The sequence below is a fragment of the Geobacter pickeringii genome (assembly GCF_000817955.1).
In the GTDB taxonomy this organism is placed as follows: domain Bacteria; phylum Desulfobacterota; class Desulfuromonadia; order Geobacterales; family Geobacteraceae; genus Geobacter; species Geobacter pickeringii.
In genome coordinates, this window is record NZ_CP009788.1 from 3,522,543 (window position 1) to 3,542,615 (window position 20,073).

The window sequence follows — 20,073 nt, forward strand, 5'->3', positions numbered from 1 at the left end:
CGATGCAAGTGACGCGACGGCAATTTTTCAAGGTTTGTGCCGGGGGGCTGGGGGCTTCCAGTGCCGCGGCATTGGGCTTTCCGGTCAATGCACAGGCAGAAGTGCGCGCCTTCAAGCTGGCCAAAAGCTCCGAGACCCGCAACACCTGCCCCTACTGCTCGGTGAGTTGCGGCCTGATCATGCACAGCCTGGGGGACCGGGCGAAAAACGCCGAGCCCGCCATCTTCCACATCGAGGGGGACCCGGACCATCCGGTGAACCGCGGCACCCTCTGCCCCAAGGGGGCGGGGCTGGTGGACTTCATCCACAGTCCGGACCGGCTCAGGTACCCGGAATACCGCGCCCCCGGTTCCAGCCAGTGGCAGCGCATCTCCTGGGAAGAGGCGTTTACCAAGGTCGCCCGGCTCATGAAGGATGACCGGGACAAGAACTTCATCGCCCAAAACGGCAGCGGCGCCACGGTCAACCGCTGGACCACCACCAGCTTCCTGGCCGCCTCCGCCTCCAGCAACGAGACCGGCTGGATCACCCACAAGGTCATCCGCAGCACCGGGATGCTGGGGTTCGACAACCAGGCCCGGGTCTGACACGGCCCCACGGTGGCCAGTTTGGCCCCCACATTCGGCCGCGGCGCCATGACCAACCACTGGGTGGACATCAGGAACGCCAACGTCATCATCGTCATGGGGGGCAACGCCGCCGAGGCGCACCCCTGTGGCTTCAAATGGGTAACGGAGGCCAAGGCCCACAACCACGCCAAGTTCATCGTGATCGACCCCCGCTTCACCCGTTCGGCATCGGTGGCCGACCTGTACGCGCCGATCCGCACCGGCACGGACATCACCTTCCTGGGAGGGGTGATCAACTACCTCCTCACCACCGGGAAGATTCAGCACGAGTACGTGAAGGCCTACACCAACGCCCCCCTGATCGTGAACGAGGGGTACCGGTTTGAGGATGGCCTCTTCTCGGGCTACGACGCGGCGAACCGCTCCTACGACCGCAGCAGTTGGGCCTACGAGATGGGGCCGGACGGCTACGCGAAGATCGACGAGACGCTCCAACACCCTCGCTGCGTGCTCAACCTGATGAAGCAGCACTATTCCCGCTATACGCCTGAGATGGTGACGAACATCTGCGGCACCCCCAGGGAGCTGTTCCTCAAGATCTGCGAGATCCTCGCCGGCACCTCCGTCCCCAACAGGACCGCCACCTTCATGTACGCCCTGGGGTGGACCCAGCATTCGGTCGGTTCCCAGATCATCCGCACCGCGGCCCTGGTGCAGCTCCTCCTGGGGAACATCGGCATGGCCGGCGGCGGCATCAACGCCCTGCGCGGCCATTCCAACATCCAGGGGCTCACCGATCTGGGGCTTCTCTCCAACCTCCTCCCCGGTTACCTGACGCTCCCGGGCGAGAAGGAGACCGACTACCAGGCATACATCGGCAAGCGCACCCCCAAGCCGCTCCGCCCCAACCAGTTCAACTACTGGTCCAACTATCCCAAGTTCCACGTCAGCCTGATGAAGTCCTGGTTCGGCGATAGCGCCACGAAGGAGAACAACTGGTGTTACGACTGGCTCCCCAAGCTGGACGTGGAGTACGACATCATGCGGCAGTTCGAGCTGATGGGACAGGGGAAGATGAACGGCTACTTCTGCCAGGGGTTCAACCCCCTGGCCGCGATCCCCAACAAGGCCAAGCTGATCAAGGGGCTCTCGCAGCTGAAGTACCTGGTGGTGATCGACCCCCTGGCCACGGAAACCTCCTGTTTCTGGGAGAACCATGGCGAACACAACGATGTGGCCCCCCCCAAGATCGCAACCGAGGTAATCCGCCTCCCCTCCACCTGCTTCGCCGAGGAGGACGGATCGCTGACCAACTCCGGGCGCTGGCTGCAATGGCACTGGAAGGGGGCCGAACCGCCGGGTGACGCCAAGGGGGACGCGGAAATCATGGCCGGCATCTTCCTTACCCTGCGGGAACTGTACAAAAAGGAAGGGGGCGCGTTCCCCGACCCGCTCCTGAATCTCACCTGGAACTACAAAATGGCCCACTCCCCACACCCCGAAGAGCTGGCCAGGGAGTACAACGGCAAGGCCCTGGCGGACCTGACCGATCCCAAGGACCCCACCAGAGTCATCGTACAGAAGGGGCAGCAACTGGACGGCTACGGCCAGCTCAAGGACGACGGCACCACCGCCTGCGGCTGCTGGCTCTTCTCCGGCTCGTTCACCGAGAAGGGGAACATGATGGCGCGGCGGGACAACGCAGACCCCTCGGGGTTGGGGAACACCCCCAACTGGGCCTTTTCCTGGCCCGCCAACCGGCGGATCATGTATAACCGTGCCTCGTGCGATCCGGCCGGCAAACCGTGGGACCCGAACCGCCGGGTGATCTGGTGGGATGGCGCCAAGTGGACCGGCATCGATGTGCCGGACTTCAAACCCGACTCACCTCCCGGCGACGGGATGAACCCCTTCATCATGCAGCCCGAGGGGGTTGGGCGGCTGTTTGCCCTGGACAAGATGGCGGAAGGGCCCTTCCCGGAGCATTACGAGCCCTTCGAGACCCCCATCGGCACCAACCCGCTGCATCCCAAGGTGATCAGCAACCCGGCAGCCCGGGTGTTCAAGGATGACTGGGCAATGTTCGGCAAGAACACCGACTATCCCTACGCCGCCACCACCTACCGTCTCACCGAGCACTTCCACTTCTGGACCAAGCACACCAGGCTGGCGGCCATCATGCAGCCGGAGCAGTTCGTGGAGATCAGCGAGGAACTGGCCAGGGAGAAGGGGATCAGGGCCGGGGACTGGGTCAAGGTCAGATCCGCCCGCGGCTTCATCAAGGCAAAGGCGGTGGTGACCAAGCGGATCAAGCCGCTCCAGGTCAACGGCACAACCGTCCACCATGTGGGTATTCCGCTCCACTGGGGCTTCAAGGGGGTCGCTAAAAGCGGCTACCTGGCCAATACCCTGACGCCGTTCGTGGGGGATGCCAATTCCCAGACACCGGAGTTCAAGTCGTTTTTGGTGAACATCGAGAAGGCATAGGAGGTGGACCATGGCACTGCAATCACTCGACATCATCCGCCGTTCCGCTACCTCCACGCCATCTCCCGGCCAGCGCCGGACCCTGGAGGTGGCCAAGCTGATCGACGTCACCAAGTGCATCGGCTGCAAGGCGTGCCAGGTGGCATGCATGGAGTGGAACGACACCCGCGACGCCGTCGGCACCAACCATGGCGTGCTCGACAACCCGGCGGACCTCACCGCCGACTCCTGGACCGTGATGCGCTACAGCGAGGTGGAGACCGACCGGGGGCTGGAATGGCTGATCCGCAAGGACGGCTGCATGCACTGCGGCAATCCGGGGTGCCTCAAGGCGTGCCCGGCGCCGGGGGCCATCGTGCAGTACAGCAACGGCATCGTGGATTTCCACGAGGAAAACTGCATCGGCTGCGGCTACTGCATCACCGGCTGCCCGTTCAACATCCCGCGCCTGTCAGAGCGGGACAGCAAGGTCTACAAGTGCACCCTCTGCTCCGACCGGGTGGCGTCGGGGCTGGAACCGGCCTGCGTCAAGACCTGCCCCACCGGGGCCATCGTGTTCGGCAGCAAGGAGGACATGCTCCATCATGCCGAGGGGCGGATCGCGGACCTCAGGGAACGGGGGTTTGCCAGGGCCGGGCTCTACGACCCGAAGGGGGTGGAAGGGACCCACGTGATGTACGTGCTGCATCACGCCGACAAGCCGGAACTCTATAGCGGTCTCCCCGGGAATCCTACCATCGGCCCCATGGTCGAGCTCTGGAAGGGGGCCGCCAAGCCGCTGGCCTCTCTCGGCCTGGCGGCCATCGGTGTTGGCGCCTTTTTCCACTACGTGGCCAAGGGACCCAACGAGGTCGTGGCGGATGGGAAGGAGGGTGAAGATGAAACGAGATCCTGACATGCTGCCCCGTTTTACGGCCTCGGAGCGGGTCAACCACTGGCTGGTCGCCATCATCTTCTTTCTGATGACCCTGTCGGGGCTGGTGTTTTTCCAACCGCTCTACTACCCCCTGAACCAGCTGTTCGGCGGCGGCACCTGGGCGCGCATCCTTCATCCCTTTTTCGGAGTAGTCATGATCCTCTTCTTTGGCGGCATGTTTTTCCGCTTCCGAAAGCTGAGTGCCATGACGCCGATTGATTGGGAATGGCTGCGCCATCTCCGCGCCATGGCGAGCGGTGACGACCGGAACATGCCCGAGGCGGGGAAGCTGAACGGCGGTCAGAAGCTGATGTTCTGGTCGCTGGTAACCTGCATGGTGCTGCTCGTGCTGTCCGGCATCGTGATCTGGCGCGCCTATTTCTCGTTCCTGTTCCCCGCTTTCCTGGTCCGCTTCGCCGCCGTGGTGCATGCGGCAGCGGGGGTGGTGATGATCGCCCTGATCATGGTTCACATTTACGTGGCTTTCTGGACCAAGGAGAGCATCGACGCCATGCTGCACGGCACGGTCAGGAAGGTCTGGGCAAAACAGCACCATCCCGCATGGTACCGGGAGATGACCGGAGGGGGGAAATGAACACGGAAACCCGTATTGTCGAGCCGGGCCAGATGGAGGCGCCGCTGGCGGCAATCCGCTTTCTCCTCCTTCCGGGCCGGGACCTGTTTGCGCGGCGCGCCGAACGCCTTCGGCACCTCGCCGCAGGCCATCCCCTGGAGGAATACCTGACCTTCCTGGCCTTGCTGGCGGAGGCGCAACAGACGGCCCTGGACCAATTCCCGGCCCCGCCCCTCCCCGATCCTGACGAGCAGTCACTCTGTCGCAGCCATGGCATGCCCCTTCTGGCAGCCCGTTCATGGCGCCGGGACCCTGTCTGGCGGGAGGGATTGGCCGCCATCCTCCACCAATTGCAGGATGCCGTGCTGCCGGCGGCTGCGCGGGAGACAGTCAACGGCCTGCTCCATGCCGGCAAAACGGCGGTGGAGGCGGCGAATCTAGTCCTGAGTGGCGACCTGCAAGCCGTCCCGCCCCGGGAACTGCCGTTCGTTGCCGCCGCCCTGCAGGTCTACTGGGTGCGGATGGCGTCCCTCCTTGGGGAACAGCCGTTCGGCCGGCTGGAGGAGGTGGGGGTGTGCCCGGTATGCGGGTCACACCCGAACGTCGGTATCGTGCATGGCAAAGGGGCTGAACAGGGGCTGCGCTACCTCTGCTGCTCCCTCTGCGCCTCCCAGTGGCACATGGTGCGGATCAAATGCAGCAGTTGCGACTCGACGCGCGGGATCGACTACTACATAGTCGAAGGTTCCAACGGAGCAGCCAAGGCGGAATGCTGCGAGGATTGCGGCATATACCTGAAACTGCTCTACCTGGAGAAGGAGAGCGAAATGGAGGCGATGGCCGATGATCTGGCCACCCTGGGACTGGATATGCTGATGGCGGAGAAGGGGAAGTCGCGGGTCGGCCCGAACCTGTTTTTTCATCCCGGTGCGGTTTGACAGCGGATCTGCTCTAAATAATGCTCCACCTATCGTGTTTATGGATCAGAACTTGTAGGCTAGCCACGTCGTTACGTAGTCCACATCCTCTCCGGGGCCGCTCTCCTTCAGGAAACGGCCTGCAAAAAAATGACCGTATATCGCGGTGAACGACAGATGACGGTCAATATCCCAGAACAATTGCGCCTGGGGCATGCTCCCGATGTAATGGGCGTCGCTCGTCCTGCCGGAGCGGACCCGGGCAAGAGCGCTGTTGTACAGGCCGTCACGGGTGCTCTCCCGCCAGAAAAAATCCCAGTCGAAGATAAGGGTGGTGTGGTCAGTGAGATGGAGGTCGACACAGGGGTTCAGGTCAATGAAGTTGACCGGACCGATCAGGCCCGCCTCGCTGAAATAGGCCCCCTTCGGGAAGAGCGGGTTGAAAGCCTGGAGGTCCGGGTTCGCCGGGTCCTCGTCGCCGCTGGCGATGTCCGCCCGCAGGCCGATGCGCGGGCGGAGCGGAAGCGCTCCAAAGGTGTAGCCGGTGTCGGATGCAGCCGTCCAGGCACTGATATCACCCTTGCCAAAGCTTCCCCATTGATAGAGGAACTCGAAGTTATAGTCGAGGGGGGCCGTGGTGCGCCATATCCTGGTCCCCACCGAATGCCGCGTCTCACGGGCAGTTCCCTGGCCAAAGCTCGCCTGGCGGCGAAACAGGCCGATGTAGTAGAGATCGATGTTCCCCTTGGGGAGAAGCGGCAAGGGAAGCACCGAATACACTCCCCAGAGGGCCTTGGCATTGTCCGGCCCGTCGTCGAAGACATGGCGGTTGGTCTGGGCCGGTTTTGCGGCGAAGCCATCGATCTGAATATCACCCCCCCGGTAGATGACCCGAAAACCGTCGAAACTCTGGCGCACGTTCGGCCCTTCCCTCACCGATATGATGCGCTGAGTGCCATACGCCAACTCTTGCCGGCCTGAACGCAGGGTAAATGTTGAATCCCCGCCCAGATCCAGCTTCACGTCGAGGAACGCCTGGTGCAGGTCGAGCTCATCTTCGTCAGATGGGCGTGGGCCGCCTTTCCGTCCATCTTCCAGACTGCTCTGGAGCTGGCTGAAAAAGCGGACGTGTTCTCCCATGTGCAGGTCGCCGTGAATGAAGTAGCGTTGGAGGAGATAGCCGTGGTCCTGCGGGTTCTGCCCCCAGGCGGGGTGATTGAAGTATTCGTATCTCTCCCGCGCCTCCCCGCCAAGGGAGAGGTACCAGCTGCCGGCGCCGTCGAGCGGTACGTATTTGACCGGGTCCCAGAAGTCGCTGCGATTTGCGGGGTCGCGCAGGTAGCGGTAATCCTCGTCGGCGCGGTTCAGTCGGTAGGGAGGGGGCTGGAGGGCCGCTCCCGTTTCGCCAGATGCCGGTGTCATGGGAAACGCCATCATCAGAACGGTGATGGCGCAAAACCAGCTCGTATGATGGCGAACCGTCATTGGTCTCCATTCCTGCACGCAGTCGGCACGTGACATGCGAGGTTGGTGCTATGTGTGCTTGATGAAAGTTCCGTTCTGGTATTCCTCGAATGCGACCCGCAACTCTTCCTGGGTGTTCATGACAATGGGGCCGTACCAGGCGACCGGCTCGCCGATCGGCCTACCCGAAACAAGGAGAAAACGCACCGGTGCATCGGTCGTAGTGGCCTGCACGACATCTCCCGTATGTTCAAACAGCACCACCGTTTCCGGTTGGCAGACGCAGCGGCGCTCCGTATCGAACCAGCCGGCGCTTGTGGTTTCATGGACATAGGCGTCGCGACACTCGTCGAAATACCCCTCACCCGATAAAACATAGGCAAAGGCGGTATGCCCTTCCGGTAAGGGGCGCCGGAACACGGTTCCGGCCGGGACGCTGATGTCCAGCATCTCCGGATCGATGACGATGTCCTTCACCGGACCCTGGACGTTTCCGACCATACCGGCAATCACCTTCACCGTCACACCCCCCTCCAGCGTTACTTCAGGGATGTCCGCCGCCTTCACGTCGCGGTAGCGGGGCGGCATCATCTTTTGGGCAGCCGGCAGGTTGGCCCAGAACTGGAACCCCCACATGGTACCGGTCGGGCTTTCCTTGGGCATCTCCTGGTGGATTATGCCGCTGCCGGCGGTCATCCACTGCACATCGCCGGCACCGATCACCCCCTTGTGCCCCATGCTGTCGCCATGTTCCACCAGCCCCTCCTGCACGTAGGTGATGGTTTCGATACCGCGGTGGGGGTGCCAGGGGAAACCGGGCAGGTAATCAGCGGGGTTGCTGGAATGAAAATCATCCAGCATCAGAAACGGGTCGAACTGGGGTACCTGCGAATTGCCGAAGGCCCGCTTGAGGTGGACACCGGCCCCCTCGATGGTTGGCCTCCCCTTCAGGATTTTCTTGATCTTGCGGATTGAATTCATGGAGACTCCTTTGAGATTGCTTGAGTACCAGCACGAGGCGGTCCACCGTTAGTTCCTTTTTTACCATCAAGACCGGCTCGGCATCCATGGCTGTCACCCCTCCATCCAGTCGAGCTCCGTGCTGATATCAATGGCCGCCCGGAGGGAGCGGTAGACCGGGCAGTGCTCCGCGTGGAGCCCGTATGCCCGGTCCACCTTTTCCTTGTCCTCCGCTGGCGTTGTCAGCCGGTAGATCACGTGAATCCTTTTGATCACCAGGACATCGCCCTCAAGCTCCACCTCACCACGTGCCTCTCCCACCAGGCCATCACCGCTGATCCTCACCTTCCTGGCCTCCAGCGTACCGCCGAAGGTGCCGGTCAGTCAGCCGGCAGCGGCGGCGACGATGTAGTCCAGCGTGGTAGCGTGTGGCTCCGAGACCTCCGGACTGACCCCGTAGTGGACGGCGACCGCGCCATGGACGCCGAACAGGACCGGCTCTGTTTCCGCCGGGAGAAAGGCCCGACGCAGCACCCCCTTGACCCGTTCGATCCGTACCTGCGATATGTAGGCAATATCCGGCATGTTTTTCTCCGTAACCTCTGGTTGAATCCCTGATCCCTGCTTGTCCTCGTCGTGCCGACGGTTGGCGGCACCGCTTGATGCAGACTTCATCAAAACGCGAAACAGTCGCACCCCAGCCCCCAGAAGTCAGCGTAGCGGGGAGCCCCGGCTTTGCAACCGGCGAGGAGCTGGTGGGCGGCATGGTGGCAGCCGTGCGCGTGGCACTCGGCGGTGTGCCGGTGCTGAGGGACCGGGACGCCGTGCCGGACGGCCTTGCGCATGTCCAGTGGCGCGCCGTAGCCGCCATAGACCTTCACGGGGGACCATTCCGGCAGCACGGGGAGCGGCGTCGGGTCGAGGTTGCCAAATTCCCCGGCACCGTAGACAACCTTCCCGTCGACAATGGTCAGGACCGACTCGATCCCCTTGATCTTCTCTTCTTCTACCGTGAAGTAATCATCGGTGAGCGCCGTGACATCCGCCAGCTGGCCGACGGCGATGGCCCCTTTTTTGCCGCTTTCACCCGAAAACCAGCTGCTTCCCCGGGTGTAGAGCCGCAAGGCCTCTTCCCGGCTGAGGCGGTTTGCCTCGGAATAGAGCGGGGCGCCGCCGACGGTCTTCCCGGCCACCAGCCAGTAGAGGGAAACCCAGGGGTTGTAGCTTGCCACGCGGGTGGCATCGGTCCCCGCCCCCACGGGAATGCCGAGATCGAGCATTTTCCTGACCGGAGGGGTCCGCTCCGCCGCCTCTCTCCCGTAGCGGTCCAGGAAATACTCCCCCTGGAAGGCCATGCGGTTCTGAATGGCAATCCCCCCTCCCAGCGCCTTGACCCGTTCGAGGCTCCGGTCGGAGATAGTTTCGCAATGGTCGAAGAACCACTGCGTCCCTTCGAAGGGGATCTCGCGGTTCACCTCTTCGAACACGTTCAACATGCGGGAGATGCTTTCGTCGTAGGTGGCGTGAATGCGGAACGGCCATTTACTGGCAGCCAAAAGCGACACGACCTCCTTCAGGTCCTTCTCAAGGTTCGACGGGAGGTCGGGCCGGGGTTCCAGGAAATCCTCGAAATCCGCCGCCGAGTACACCAGCATCTCACCGGCGCCGTTGCAGCGATAGAAATCGTCACCCCTCCCCGGCGCGGTCAGCTTCATGCACCGCAAGAAATCCTCTTTCTCCTCTTGGGGTTTTTGCGTGAAGATGTTGTAGGCCATCCGCACGGTCATTTCTCCCCGCCGGTGCAACTCCTCAATGATCTGGTAGTCATCGGGGTAGATTTGCGACCCGCCCCCTGCATCAACCAGGCTGGTGAGGCCAAGGCGGTTCAGCTCGCGCATGAAGTGGCGCGAGGAATTCATCTGGTGTTCGGGGGGGAGCTTGGGTTGTTTCCCGACGGTGGCATAGAGGATGCCGGCGTTGGGGCGGGCGATGAGCAGCCCGGTGGGGTCGCCGTTTTTGTCGCGCTGGATTTCACCGGCGGGAGGATTGGGGGTGTCCTTGGTGTAGCCGCAGGCCCGCAGTGCGGCCCTGTTCAACATCCCCCGGCAATAGAGGTGGAGGACGAAGACCGGCGTATCGGGGGAGACGGCGTTGATCTCATCCAGCGTTGGCATGCGCCGCTCGGCGAACTGGAATTCACTCCAGCCGCCGATGACCCGCACCCATTGGCCGGGGGGGGTGCGCTGTGCTTGCTCCTTCAGCATGCGCAGGCCGTCGGCGAGGGAGGGGACGCCGTCCCAGCGCAGCTCCAGGTTGTAGCTGAGGCCGCCACGGATGACGTGCATGTGCGAATCGTTGAGCCCGGGGATGACCCGCCGCCCCTTGAGGTCGATCCGATTGGTTTTTTCCGTTGCTGTTGTGAGGAGTTCTTCTCCGCCGATGGCGGTGATGCGCCCCCCGGTCATGGCCATGGCCGAGACCTGGGGCTGGGTGGTATCGAGGGTGGTGATCTTTCCGTTATACAGAATAAGGTCGGGTGCGTTCATGGTGGTGCCCCCCGGTCCTGTTTTTTCAGGACTATTATGGCATCAGTGGCCACCTTTCCGGCTGGGAGGCGCGCCGTGGACCATGGTGTAGGCGTACTCCACCCCCTGGCCGTAGGCGCCGCCGTGCTCTTTCACCACCTCGATGACGGCGTCGTAGGTATCCTTGCGTGACCAGTCACGCTGATACTCAAGGAGGGTCTGAAGCGCGGTCATCGGCACCGCCCCTGCCTGCTCGATGCGCCGCATGGCGGCGTTGTGGGCCGTTAAGCTGGTCCCCCCCGACGCGTCTTCCACGGCATAGACGTCATAACCTGCCTTGAGTGCCCCCAGTGCCGGATATGCCAGGCAGACTTCGGTCCAGAGGGCTGCCATGACCAGTTTCTTCCGCCCGGTGGCCTTGACTGCCTCCACAAATTTCGGCTCTTCCCACGAGTTCATGGAGCTTCGTTCCACCGGCTCCTGATTGGGGAAGAGATCGAGGAGCTGCGGCCACATGTTGCCGGAAAACCCTTTCGACTCCACCGTGGTGAGAACGGTCGGCACGTTGAAGATTTTGGCCGCCTTGGCCAGGAGCATGACGTTGTTGAAGAGCGTCTGCCGGTCGATGCTGGCGACACCGAAGACCATCTGGGGCTGAAAGTCGATAAAGATAACCGCCGAGTTCTGGGGATTGAGCAGTTCCGTGTAGTTCATGATTGTCTCCTTTCCATGAAATGGATGGTGTGATTTGCCGTATCAGGCGAAACTCTTCAGATAATCGGGGTCGGTGCTCCAGCTGATGCACGATACCGGACAGGCATCGATTGCGTCGCTCTGGATAACGTCCTCAGCAGCGCCGCCGGGATCGAAGCATTCCGCCTTATTGCCGTCATCGAAGCGAAACACGTCGGGAACGTTGTTCACGCAGAGCCCGCAACTGATGCATACGTCCTTGTCGACCAATGGTGCTTTTGTCATGGCTGACTCCTTCTTGCGGAGTTAATGAAACTCTGCCTTCTCCTTTTCTCACAATCGGCTCCTCATCATCCGATAGGTGAGCCCCGCGGCGATCAGGAGGGGAAAGGCTCCCGCGGCGATAAAAACCAGGTCCCCCGGCATGCGGAGCCACTCGATGAGGCGGGGGATCGTCCCGTTCAGGAATTCGGGTCCCCGGGCATGCCAGTAGCCGTGGTCCAGGACGTCGAAGAGCTGGAGCACCCCGCCGGGGAAGAGGTTGGTCACCACCATGAGGGCCAGGCCGATATTCAGCCCCCAGAAGGAGACCCGGACGAATCTCTCCGGGCCGGCCCACTGCTCGTCGGTCAGCACCTGGCGCAGGGCAAAGACCGTGAGGGCCACGGCGAGCATGCCGAAGACCCCCATCATGGCGGCATGGCCGTGGTTCGGGGTGAGCATGGTCCCCACCTCGAAGTAGCTGACGATGGGGAGGTTGATGAGGAAACCGAAGACGCCGGCGCCGACGAAGTTCCAGAAGCCGACGGCGATCAGGAAGTAGAAGGTCCACTTGTGGGGGATGGAGACCGGTTTGTTGCAGACGTCGCACTTCCCCCGGCTGAGCTTGACGAAGTCCCAGGCATCGAGGGTGAGGAGCGTGAGGGGGACCACCTCCAGGGCCGAGAACATGGCGGCAAGGGCCATGGTGACGGCGGACTGCCCCGTCCAGTACCAGTGGTGGCCGGTGCCGACGATGCCGCTTCCCAGGTAGAGGAGGGCATCCAGGTAGACCACCCGCGCCGCCGTCAGGTGGGAGACCATGCCGAGGTTGTAGAAGATGACCGCCACCATGGCGGTCACGAAGACCTCGAAAAACCCCTCGACCCAGAGGTGGATGATCCAGAACCGCCAGGTGTCCACCACGGAGAAATGGGTGGTGCCGGTGAAGAACATGGCAGGGAGGTAGAAAAGCGGTATGGCCAGGGCGCCGTACAGGAAGAGGGAGGCGATCTCGCGGCGTTCCGGGTCCTGCCGGGCCGGGGTGAGCGCCCGGAACAGGAGGAATCCCCAGAGGACGAGCCCCACCGCCAGGAGGATCTGCCAGGCGCGCCCCAGGTCCAGGTATTCCCACCCCTGGTGGCCGAACCAGAACCAGAGGGAGCCGAGCATCTGCCGGACGCCGAGCATCTCGCCGACCAAGCTCCCCACCACGACCACGACCAAGGCACCGAAGAGGAAATTGATCCCCCCCACCTGCCCCTTCGGCTCCTTGCCGAGGGAGGGGGCCAGAAGGAGCCCCCCCGCCACATAGGCGGTGGCAACCCAGAAGATCGCCAGTTGGAGGTGCCAGGTACGGAGGATGTGGCTGGGGAGGAGGGAGGAGATGTCGATCCCGTAGAAGCTCCCCGGATCGACCCGGTAGTGGACGGTTGCCCCTCCCACCAGGGTCTGGGCGAGGAAGAGGAGCGCCACGACGACGAAGTACTTGATCGTGGCCCGCTGGCTCTCGGTGGTGGCGCCGGGGAGCATCTGGGGATGGATATGCTCCCCCTTCCCCTGCCAGCCGAGGAAGTCGAACTTGCCGAAGGAGAACAGGACGGCGGCGGTGCCGCCCAGGAGCATGATCAGGCTCAGGGCGCTCCAGAGGAAGGCATCGCTGGTGGGGCGGTTGCCCACCTCCGGGTCGTAGGGGAAGTTGTTCGTGTAGGAATACGGCTTGCCGGGGCGGTTGGCGACCGAGGCCCAGGCGGTCCAGGCGAAAAAGGAGGTGAGCTGCTCCAGCTCCCGCTGGTCGCTGATGTAGGCGCCGGGGAGCCCCCCATCGTTCGTGGGGCGGGAGAAATAGTCCCGCCATTTCCGGATCTGCTGCCGGTACGAAGCCGCTTCGGACGCCAGGAAGGTGAGCGTCCGCGACCTCGGATCATAGCGGTTCCCCTTCAGGAGGGTCCCCACCTCGGCGGCAACGGTTTCCCGCTCCGCGTCATTCAACTCTCCGGCATCGCGGCCATAGCGCTGGCGGGCGATGGCCTGCGCCGTCTCCCCCGCCAGCGTATGGAGGTACTCCGCGGAGAAATCGGGCCCCAGGTAGGCGCCGTGCCCCCAGACGGTCCCGTTCTCCATGAGGCCGTACCTGAGGAACACCTGCTGCCCCGCAAGGATGTCGGCCCCGGTGAAGATGGTTGTCCCGTCACCGCTCACCACCCTGTCGGGGATCGGCGGCGCATCCTGGTAGCTTCGGACGGCGATCCAGATCAGCACCGTGAACCCGAGCACGAGGACGAGGATGACGGAATTCCGCCACCAGGGCGAAAGGGTTTCGACCGGCGTGGTTCGTTCGGCCATGTGCGTCCCTCCTTCCCGCTTCCATCCTTGGACATGGGGACGTATCGTCCATCACAACCATCTGATAACAGGCGGGCGCACAGACAACAGTACAACCTTTTCCGGGAAATACAAACCGTCATCCCGGTGCGTGAAGGGCGCGGCTTGACCTTGCCGGGGAATGCGATACCGTAGGGTGCAGGCAACGAACAATCGGGGGGAGACGAGAATGAACGACGAAAAGACGCTCCAGGCGGAAAATGGTGGCTCCACCAGGACCATTGGCGGATTCGTGGCCGAGGATTACCGGACGGCAGAGGTTTTCGAGCGGCACGGGATCGATTTCTGCTGCGGCGGAAATGTTCCCCTTGATGTCGCCTGCCGGCAGAAAGGGATCGACCCGGCCGTCATCCTGGGCGAGATCGAAGCGGCAAAGCAGGAACCGATGGAGCGGAGCCAGAATTTTGCGGCATGGGAACTCCCGTTCCTCGCCGATTACATCGTCGCCGTCCACCATGCCTACATCAAGGATAATGCCGGCCAGATCACCCTGTACGCCCGCAAGGTCGCCGAGGTCCACGGCAGCCGCCATCCCGAAGTGAAGGAGATCGCCGCAATCTTCGACGGGGTTGCCACCGATCTGGCCGCCCATCTGCGCGAGGAGGAGGAAGTCTTCTTCCCGGCCGTGAAACGGGCCGATGCGGCGAGAAAGGCCGGCAGGACTCCGGAGCAGAACGACATCGAAGCGATCAGCGGGGATCTGGTGAAACTCCGCCGGGAGCACGAAGAGGTGGGGGACGCGATTCACACCATCCGCCGCCTTGCCGGGGATTTCGTGGTTCCCGGCGACGCCTGCAACACCTACACGGTCACCTACCGGAAGCTGAAGGAGTTCGAGGACGACCTCCACAAGCACGTGCACCTGGAAAACAACATCCTTTTTCTGAAGGCGGAACGGGAGCTGATTTCATCGGCATCGTGAGCGGGGACAACTAGCAGGGGGGGGGCGATGGCGGCGAGGAACCGCGGCAGAAGCGGGCAACGGATAGACCCGTCCGAGCTGGAACTGGCCCGGGAGGTGGAACGGCTCCTGTTCCCGAAGAGTTCGCCGGTCTGCACCTGGAACTGCATCGGCGTGAAGAACCGCACGGCCGGAGTGCTGGGGGGAGACTATTTCGACTCCGTCCCCCTGCCGGACAGCCGCTTGGCCGTCATCATCGGCGATGTCACCGGCCACGGTCTCCACGCTTCCGTGGTGATGTCGATGCTCTACGGATTCGTCCACCACGCGGCATTCCATCAGATCGATCCGAAGAAACTGGCCGCGCAGGTCAATACCTTTCTCGCCCATTTTGCCGAACGCTCCCGGACCTTCGACCTCTATTTCTCCACCACGCTCTTCCTGGGGATCATCGACCCGAAGACCCTGGAGCTGGAGTACGTCAACGCCGGGCACGTCCCCCCCCTTATCCGCCGCGCCGGCGCCATCATCGAGCTGGCGCCGACCACCACCCCCCTCGGCTATTTCGGAACCCTCGACATCCCGTCCGCCTCGTTCCGCCTGGAACAGGGCGACCGCCTGCTCCTCTATACCGACGGGATCATCGAGGCCGCCAATCCCTCCGGGGACCGGTTCGGCCCGGAACGGCTGAAGGAGGTGCTGGCCCATAGCGGGTCGGATCACCTGGAGTTCCTTGAGCGCGTCTTTGCAAGCCTCCAGACGTTCGGCGCCGCCGATCCTCCCGAGGATGACTGCACCCTCCTTGTCGTGGATATCCACGGTGCCGCAGCCCCGGATTCGTGTTAAACTTGTAATATATGCGGCGTTCAAATTTACCGATCGAGGTGAAATCATGGAAGATTTCAGACGTATTCTCGTGGTGAGCAGAATGACCACCTACTGCCAGGAGGCGGTCCACTGCGGCGTGTCCCTTGCCCGCAAGTATGGGGCGGAACTCTTTCTTATTCACGCAATTCACAACCCGTTCGGACTTGAAGGATGGAACCTCCCGGTCGTTTCCCTTGAAAAGGAGTACGAGGAGATCATGCGGCAGGCAAAGGAGGAGCTGGACAGGATTCTGGCAAAGGAGCGAAGCGATGGCCTGCAGGTGACCGAACTGATCAGGAAGGGGGAGCCGACCAAGGAAATCCTGAAGGCGGTGGAAGAGCTGAAGATCGATCTTCTGATCATGCTCTCCCACGAAGAGTGGCGTATCGAGCACTTCCTGTTCGGGCGGAGCAACGAGGAGATCGTCCGGAAGATGCCCTGCTCGGTCCTTTTCGTGAAAAAGGAACCCCAAGCGGTGAAGTGGTAGGAAAGATCGCTCAGACTGCTCGCCGTTTGAGCGGACGGCAGGCGCAGAAGAAGAGCCCATGGAATGCATCCATGGGCTCTTGTGTTCACCCCTGCGGTACCCGGGGGATGAAGATCTGGTCCGGGTCGAGGACGTCATGGATGAGGCGGAGCTCCTCCCGGGTCGGCGGCTCGGTCTCGCCCGCCACCCGGGAGATGTCGAGGTCGAACTGGCAGAGCTCCCGGATCTCCGCAGGGGTCTTGCCGGGGTGGCAGGTGTCGAGGTACATCCGGCCGCTCTCCTCGTCGAAGCGGAAGACGCCGGCGGTGCTGATGACCGCCGAGGGGCCGCCCCGGTAGGCGGCGCCGTAGAGCTCCCGGCGGGGGACCAGCTCCCCTTCGGGCCACTTCTTCACCCGCCAGCCGGGGCTCGTGATGTAGCTCACGTTCTCCACGAAACGCCGCTTCTCGTGGACCATGATGAAGACGGTCCGCCGGGCGAAGGAGTTGATGTCGGGGTTGCCGCCGCTCCCCGTAAGGCGGAGCTCCGGCGCCAGATAGTCGCCGATGCAGGTGGTGTTCACGTTGCCGAAGACATCCACCTCGGCGCCGCCGAGGAAGCCGAGGTCCACGTACCCCCGCTGGGCGATGCTGAAGGCGTCGTAGAGCCCCGAGGCGCGGGAGGCCCCCATCTCGCAGCGGGCATCCCCCACGGAGGTGGGGATCTCGGGGGGGCGGCCGTCGAGGGTTCCCGCCTCGAAGATCAGCTTCAGGTTCGGGGCGTGGGTCTTCTGGGCCAGCATGATCGCCACCATGGGGAGACCGGTGCCGGCGAAGACCACCTCGTTGTCCCCCACCTCGCGGGAGGCGGCACAGCAGAGCAGGTCGGCGAGTCCGTATTCTCCGGGTGCTGCGTACTCTTTTCCCATGTCACTCCCCCTTCTTTTCCCGGGCGCTGTAGTTGAGCGCCGTGTTCGCCTTGAGCTTGAGCATCCGCGGCCAGCCAAGCTTGTCGAGATAGCCCAGGTGGTCGCGGCCGTGGATCCACTCCTTCGCAAAGTCGTCGAACCCCTCCTGGCTGCGGGTCCGGCCGTAAAAATCCTTGAGGAAGGCGCCGTCCACGTCGTAGCGGCCGAACATCCCGGTGGGGTGGGCACCGAAGGGGCACTCCACGATGTAGTTCACCTCGAAGGAGGGGGTCGTGTTGCGGTCCGCCTCCCGGCGCAGGTACTCCTCGGGGACGATCTCCTCGGCCATGACGATGGTGATGTCGGCGGTACGGGCCGCCTCCGGGTCGGAGTAGTACTGCCCCGCCACCCGCACCGTCCCCTCCTCCCCCACCTGCTGGACGCACATGACCGCCACGTCCACCTTGGCCGCCGGCACCAGGACCTGCTGGCCGGCGCCGTAGAACGGATCGTCCACGAACCGGTACTTGTGGCGGGGAATCCGGGGGTTGTTACCGTCCCGCAGCCCCGCCCGACCGAGCATGTCGTAGGCGGGGTTATGGATGTCGGTCCCGAGCGACGTCTGGGTGGCGGAGAAGGGGGCACCGGCGGCGCCGGCGGCGAAGCGAAACATCATCTCGGCGTGGCTGTAATCCTCCACCAGGATCTCCCCGTTCCCCACCCGGCGGGAGAGGTTGGCGCCGTACTTGCCGTAGAGCTCATGCCCGACCCAGCACGATTCCCAGATGTCGACGCAGCCGGCGCCGACGAGGAACTCCGTCTGGGGGCCGCCGTTCACCTCGATGAGATGGAGCCCCGTGCGCCCCTGGCGGATCAGTTCGAAAATGATGGCCATGGGGCGGCGCCAGATGGTGAAGCCGGAGAAGGTGAGGCTTGATCCGTTTTTGATGATTTCGGCGGCCTGCTGCAGGGTGATTCTCTTGCTGTTGCTCATGTGCACCTCCTTGCAGGATCGTATTACGCGCTGAAATTCTTCAGGATCTCCCGCGAGATAACAACCCGCTGGATCTCGCTGGTCCCCTCGTAGATGGAGGTGATCCGGGCATCGCGGGCATAGCGCTCCACCGGGAAATCCTGGGTGTAGCCGTACCCCCCGAGCATCTGGATCGCCGTGTAGCAGGCCCGGTTGGCCGCCTCGGTGGCGTACATCTTTGCCATGGATGCCTCCTTGGCGAATGATTTCCCCTGGTCCTTGCGGAAGGCCGCATTCATCAGGAGGAGACGCGCCGCCTCCAACTCGGTGTAGGCATCGGCCACCATCCACTGGATCGCCTGGAAGGAACTGAGCTTCTGGCCGAACTGGGTCCGCTCGGTGGTGTAGCGGGTGGCATAGTCCATGGCTGCCAGCCCGACGCCGAGCCCCAGGGAACCGATCCCGATCCGGCCGCCGGCCAGCTCGCCAACGGCGATCCTGAAACCGTCGTTGAGTTTTCCCATCATGGCGCTCTTGGGAACGCGGCAGTCGGAGAAGATCACCTCGTTGGTGGCCGAGGCATGCTGCCCCATCTTGTGCTCTTCCTTGCCGATGATGAGACCCGGCGTCCCCGCCTCCACCAGGAAGCAGCTGATCCCCTTCCCCTTGGAGGCGGCTTTGTCGGTGACCGCCCAGACCACGAAAACTCCGGCGTAGGGGGCGCTGGTGATGAAGATCTTGGAGCCGTTCAGCACCCAGGAGTCGCCGTCGTCCACGGCCTGGGTTACCATCCCTGCCGGGTCGGAGCCGGCGCAGGTTTCGGTGAGGGCGAAGCTGGCTGCGGCATACTCTCCGGAGCAGATTTTCGGGATGTAGGCCCGCTTCTGCTCCTCGGAGCCGACCGCCTGGATCACCTCGGCGGCCATGTTGTTGACCGAGACGGTAACCGCCGTGGAGGCACAGGCCCGGGCGATCTCGGTCATGGCCACGCTGAAGGCGATTGCCCCCGCCTCGGCGCCGCCGAATTCCTCCCGCACGTTGAGCCCCATGAACCCCACCTCCGCCAGCTTCTTCAGGCTTACCAGCATGGAGCCACGGTCGGTTCCCTGGTCCAGTTGGGCGGCAACCGGCTCCAGTTCGGCCCGGGCAAAGTCGCGGGCGGTCTCCTGGATCAGCTTCTGTTCTTCGGTCAGTTCGAGAAACATATTTCCTCCCCTTTGATGCTCACAAAAAGTCAGCCCGCCACCACGATCGGAATATCCTGCTCCTGCCCCCACTCCTGCCACTCCCGGGCGCTGCGGCCGGCAAAGGCGCCGCGGTACTCCTCCGCGGAGCTCACCCCCAGCGTCTCTTCCAGCCGGCTCTTGAAATGGGGCTCCAGGGCGGCCAGGGCCACCCAGCCGTCGCGGGCTTGATAGAGGTTGTATTCGGGGATGCCGCCGCCGAGGAGGGCGCCGGGGGCGGTGCTGCCGTAGCGGAGCGGCTCGGCCATGGCCGCAGCCGCAGCGGAGAGCGCCACCTCGGCGTAGCCCGCCCCGTTCCCCCGCTCGCGGCCGAGGAGGAGTGCCACGGCGGCCGAGATGGTCTGCTCGGCGCCGGCCATGTCGGCGAGGAGGGTGCGGGGCATGTGGGGCGGGGTGAGGAGCCCCAGGGAGGCCTGGTAGGTCAGGTCGTGCCCCGCCTCGTTCTCCCGGGGGGCCGGATACCCGACGATGGCCACCTGGCAGAGGCGGGGATGCTTCCGGCGAAGCTCCTCCCGGCCGAGGCCGAGCCGGGCCAGGGCGGCGGGGCGGCTGGCGGTGATGAGGAGATCGGCCGTTGCCAGGATGTCGTCGAGGCGGGCGCGCCCGGCGGCATCCTTCAGGTCGAGCCGGACCACCTCCTGCCCCTCGGCCATGTCGCGGTACCAGGCGGCATGGTAGCGCTCCATCGGATCGCCGTCCGGCGGCTCCACCTTCACCACGGCGCCCCCCAGTTGCCGGAGGCGCCGCGCCGCGGCGGGGCCGGGGAGATTCACTGCCAGGTTCACCGCCACCATTCCCTTGAGGGGTTCCATGGTTCCTCCTTCGGGTCATTCCCCGCGGGGTCCGATGCAGATCGGCCCGCATCCCTGGCAAAAATTCGGGGGCAGGCCCGTCGACCTGCCCCTGCCGATGGCGGCAACCAGGAGTAACAGCGATGGGACCGCTCAGTGGGCCGGACGCTCCGGCA

19 protein-coding genes are annotated in these 20,073 nt (G+C 63.6%); 7 read left to right on the forward strand and 12 right to left on the reverse strand.

What is annotated here, in order from left to right; genetic code table 11:
• Nucleotides 1-2: 2 nt before the first annotated feature.
• From fdnG to fdhE, 4 genes are read left to right on the forward strand one after another with little or no spacing between them, the layout of a single operon-like run.
• On the forward strand, nucleotides 3-3,056 hold the full coding sequence (gene fdnG / locus GPICK_RS16035) for a formate dehydrogenase-N subunit alpha (protein ID WP_144400115.1): 3,054 nt from the start codon (nucleotides 3-5) through the stop codon (nucleotides 3,054-3,056).
• A gap of 10 nt (nucleotides 3,057-3,066) precedes the next feature.
• On the forward strand, nucleotides 3,067-3,951 hold the full coding sequence (gene fdxH / locus GPICK_RS16040; protein WP_039744893.1) for a formate dehydrogenase subunit beta: 885 nt from the start codon (nucleotides 3,067-3,069) through the stop codon (nucleotides 3,949-3,951).
• Entirely contained in the window at nucleotides 3,935-4,567 is a 633-nt protein-coding gene (locus GPICK_RS16045; RefSeq protein ID WP_039744894.1) for a formate dehydrogenase subunit gamma, read from the forward strand. Before fdxH ends, GPICK_RS16045 begins: the two co-directional genes overlap by 17 nt.
• Nucleotides 4,564-5,484: a formate dehydrogenase accessory protein FdhE gene (gene fdhE / locus GPICK_RS16050; RefSeq protein ID WP_039744895.1), complete on the forward strand. Its 921-nt coding sequence runs from the start codon at nucleotides 4,564-4,566 to the stop codon at nucleotides 5,482-5,484. Before GPICK_RS16045 ends, fdhE begins: the two co-directional genes overlap by 4 nt.
• A gap of 45 nt (nucleotides 5,485-5,529) precedes the next feature.
• On the opposite strand, the gene GPICK_RS16055 is transcribed toward fdhE, so the two are convergent.
• The 8 genes from GPICK_RS16055 to GPICK_RS16090 all read right to left on the reverse strand — a co-directional run bounded on the left by GPICK_RS16055 (nucleotide 5,530) and on the right by GPICK_RS16090 (nucleotide 13,709).
• Entirely contained in the window at nucleotides 5,530-6,948 is a 1,419-nt protein-coding gene (locus tag GPICK_RS16055) for an alginate export family protein (RefSeq protein WP_052263469.1), read from the reverse strand.
• Nucleotides 6,949-6,996: 48 nt separating this feature from the next.
• Nucleotides 6,997-7,908 (reverse strand): pirin family protein, encoded by a 912-nt coding sequence (locus tag GPICK_RS16060; RefSeq protein WP_039744897.1) that lies wholly within the window; start codon nucleotides 7,906-7,908, stop codon nucleotides 6,997-6,999.
• A 93-nt stretch (nucleotides 7,909-8,001) separates the two neighbouring features.
• Nucleotides 8,002-8,271, reverse strand: a complete 270-nt coding sequence (locus GPICK_RS16065) for an OsmC family protein (RefSeq protein WP_084201464.1) — start codon at nucleotides 8,269-8,271, stop codon at nucleotides 8,002-8,004.
• Entirely contained in the window at nucleotides 8,272-8,562 is a 291-nt protein-coding gene (locus tag GPICK_RS16070; RefSeq protein WP_201773201.1) for a hypothetical protein, read from the reverse strand.
• Nucleotides 8,562-10,433, reverse strand: a complete 1,872-nt coding sequence (locus GPICK_RS16075; RefSeq protein WP_039744903.1) for an amidohydrolase — start codon at nucleotides 10,431-10,433, stop codon at nucleotides 8,562-8,564. The genes GPICK_RS16070 and GPICK_RS16075 overlap by 1 nt, the downstream gene beginning before the upstream one ends.
• Before the next feature lie 42 nt (nucleotides 10,434-10,475).
• Entirely contained in the window at nucleotides 10,476-11,126 is a 651-nt protein-coding gene (locus GPICK_RS16080) for a hydrolase (RefSeq protein ID WP_039744905.1), read from the reverse strand.
• Nucleotides 11,127-11,168: 42 nt separating this feature from the next.
• Entirely contained in the window at nucleotides 11,169-11,390 is a 222-nt protein-coding gene (locus GPICK_RS16085; protein ID WP_039744907.1) for a ferredoxin, read from the reverse strand.
• A 48-nt stretch (nucleotides 11,391-11,438) separates the two neighbouring features.
• The gene (locus GPICK_RS16090; RefSeq protein ID WP_039744910.1) at nucleotides 11,439-13,709 is read right to left on the reverse strand and encodes a nitric-oxide reductase large subunit; all 2,271 of its coding nucleotides are present in this window, start codon (nucleotides 13,707-13,709) and stop codon (nucleotides 11,439-11,441) included.
• 208 nt (nucleotides 13,710-13,917) lie between these two features.
• Here GPICK_RS16090 and ric point away from each other — a divergent pair, with 208 nt between their 5' ends.
• The 3 genes from ric to GPICK_RS16105 are packed head-to-tail and all read left to right on the forward strand — an operon-like array spanning nucleotide 13,918 to nucleotide 16,003.
• Nucleotides 13,918-14,670, forward strand: a complete 753-nt coding sequence (ric, locus tag GPICK_RS16095) for an iron-sulfur cluster repair di-iron protein (protein ID WP_039744911.1) — start codon at nucleotides 13,918-13,920, stop codon at nucleotides 14,668-14,670.
• A gap of 27 nt (nucleotides 14,671-14,697) precedes the next feature.
• The gene (locus GPICK_RS16100; protein ID WP_039744913.1) at nucleotides 14,698-15,495 is read left to right on the forward strand and encodes a PP2C family protein-serine/threonine phosphatase; all 798 of its coding nucleotides are present in this window, start codon (nucleotides 14,698-14,700) and stop codon (nucleotides 15,493-15,495) included.
• 46 nt (nucleotides 15,496-15,541) lie between these two features.
• Nucleotides 15,542-16,003: a universal stress protein gene (locus GPICK_RS16105; protein WP_039744914.1), complete on the forward strand. Its 462-nt coding sequence runs from the start codon at nucleotides 15,542-15,544 to the stop codon at nucleotides 16,001-16,003.
• Between the two features lie 85 nt (nucleotides 16,004-16,088).
• Here the strand turns inward: GPICK_RS16105 and GPICK_RS16110 are convergent, their stop codons facing one another.
• The 4 genes from GPICK_RS16110 to GPICK_RS16125 are packed head-to-tail and all read right to left on the reverse strand — an operon-like array spanning nucleotide 16,089 to nucleotide 19,918.
• Complete coding sequence (locus GPICK_RS16110; RefSeq protein ID WP_039744917.1) at nucleotides 16,089-16,910, reverse strand: CoA-transferase subunit beta; 822 nt, start codon at nucleotides 16,908-16,910, stop codon at nucleotides 16,089-16,091.
• A 1-nt stretch (nucleotide 16,911) separates the two neighbouring features.
• Nucleotides 16,912-17,883 (reverse strand): CoA transferase subunit A, encoded by a 972-nt coding sequence (locus GPICK_RS16115; RefSeq protein ID WP_039744919.1) that lies wholly within the window; start codon nucleotides 17,881-17,883, stop codon nucleotides 16,912-16,914.
• A 23-nt stretch (nucleotides 17,884-17,906) separates the two neighbouring features.
• A complete protein-coding gene (locus GPICK_RS16120) occupies nucleotides 17,907-19,067 on the reverse strand; it encodes an acyl-CoA dehydrogenase family protein (protein ID WP_039744921.1) in 1,161 nt (386 codons plus the stop codon).
• 29 nt (nucleotides 19,068-19,096) lie between these two features.
• Complete coding sequence (locus tag GPICK_RS16125) at nucleotides 19,097-19,918, reverse strand: CoA transferase (RefSeq protein WP_039744923.1); 822 nt, start codon at nucleotides 19,916-19,918, stop codon at nucleotides 19,097-19,099.
• Between the last annotated feature and the right edge of the window lie 155 nt (nucleotides 19,919-20,073).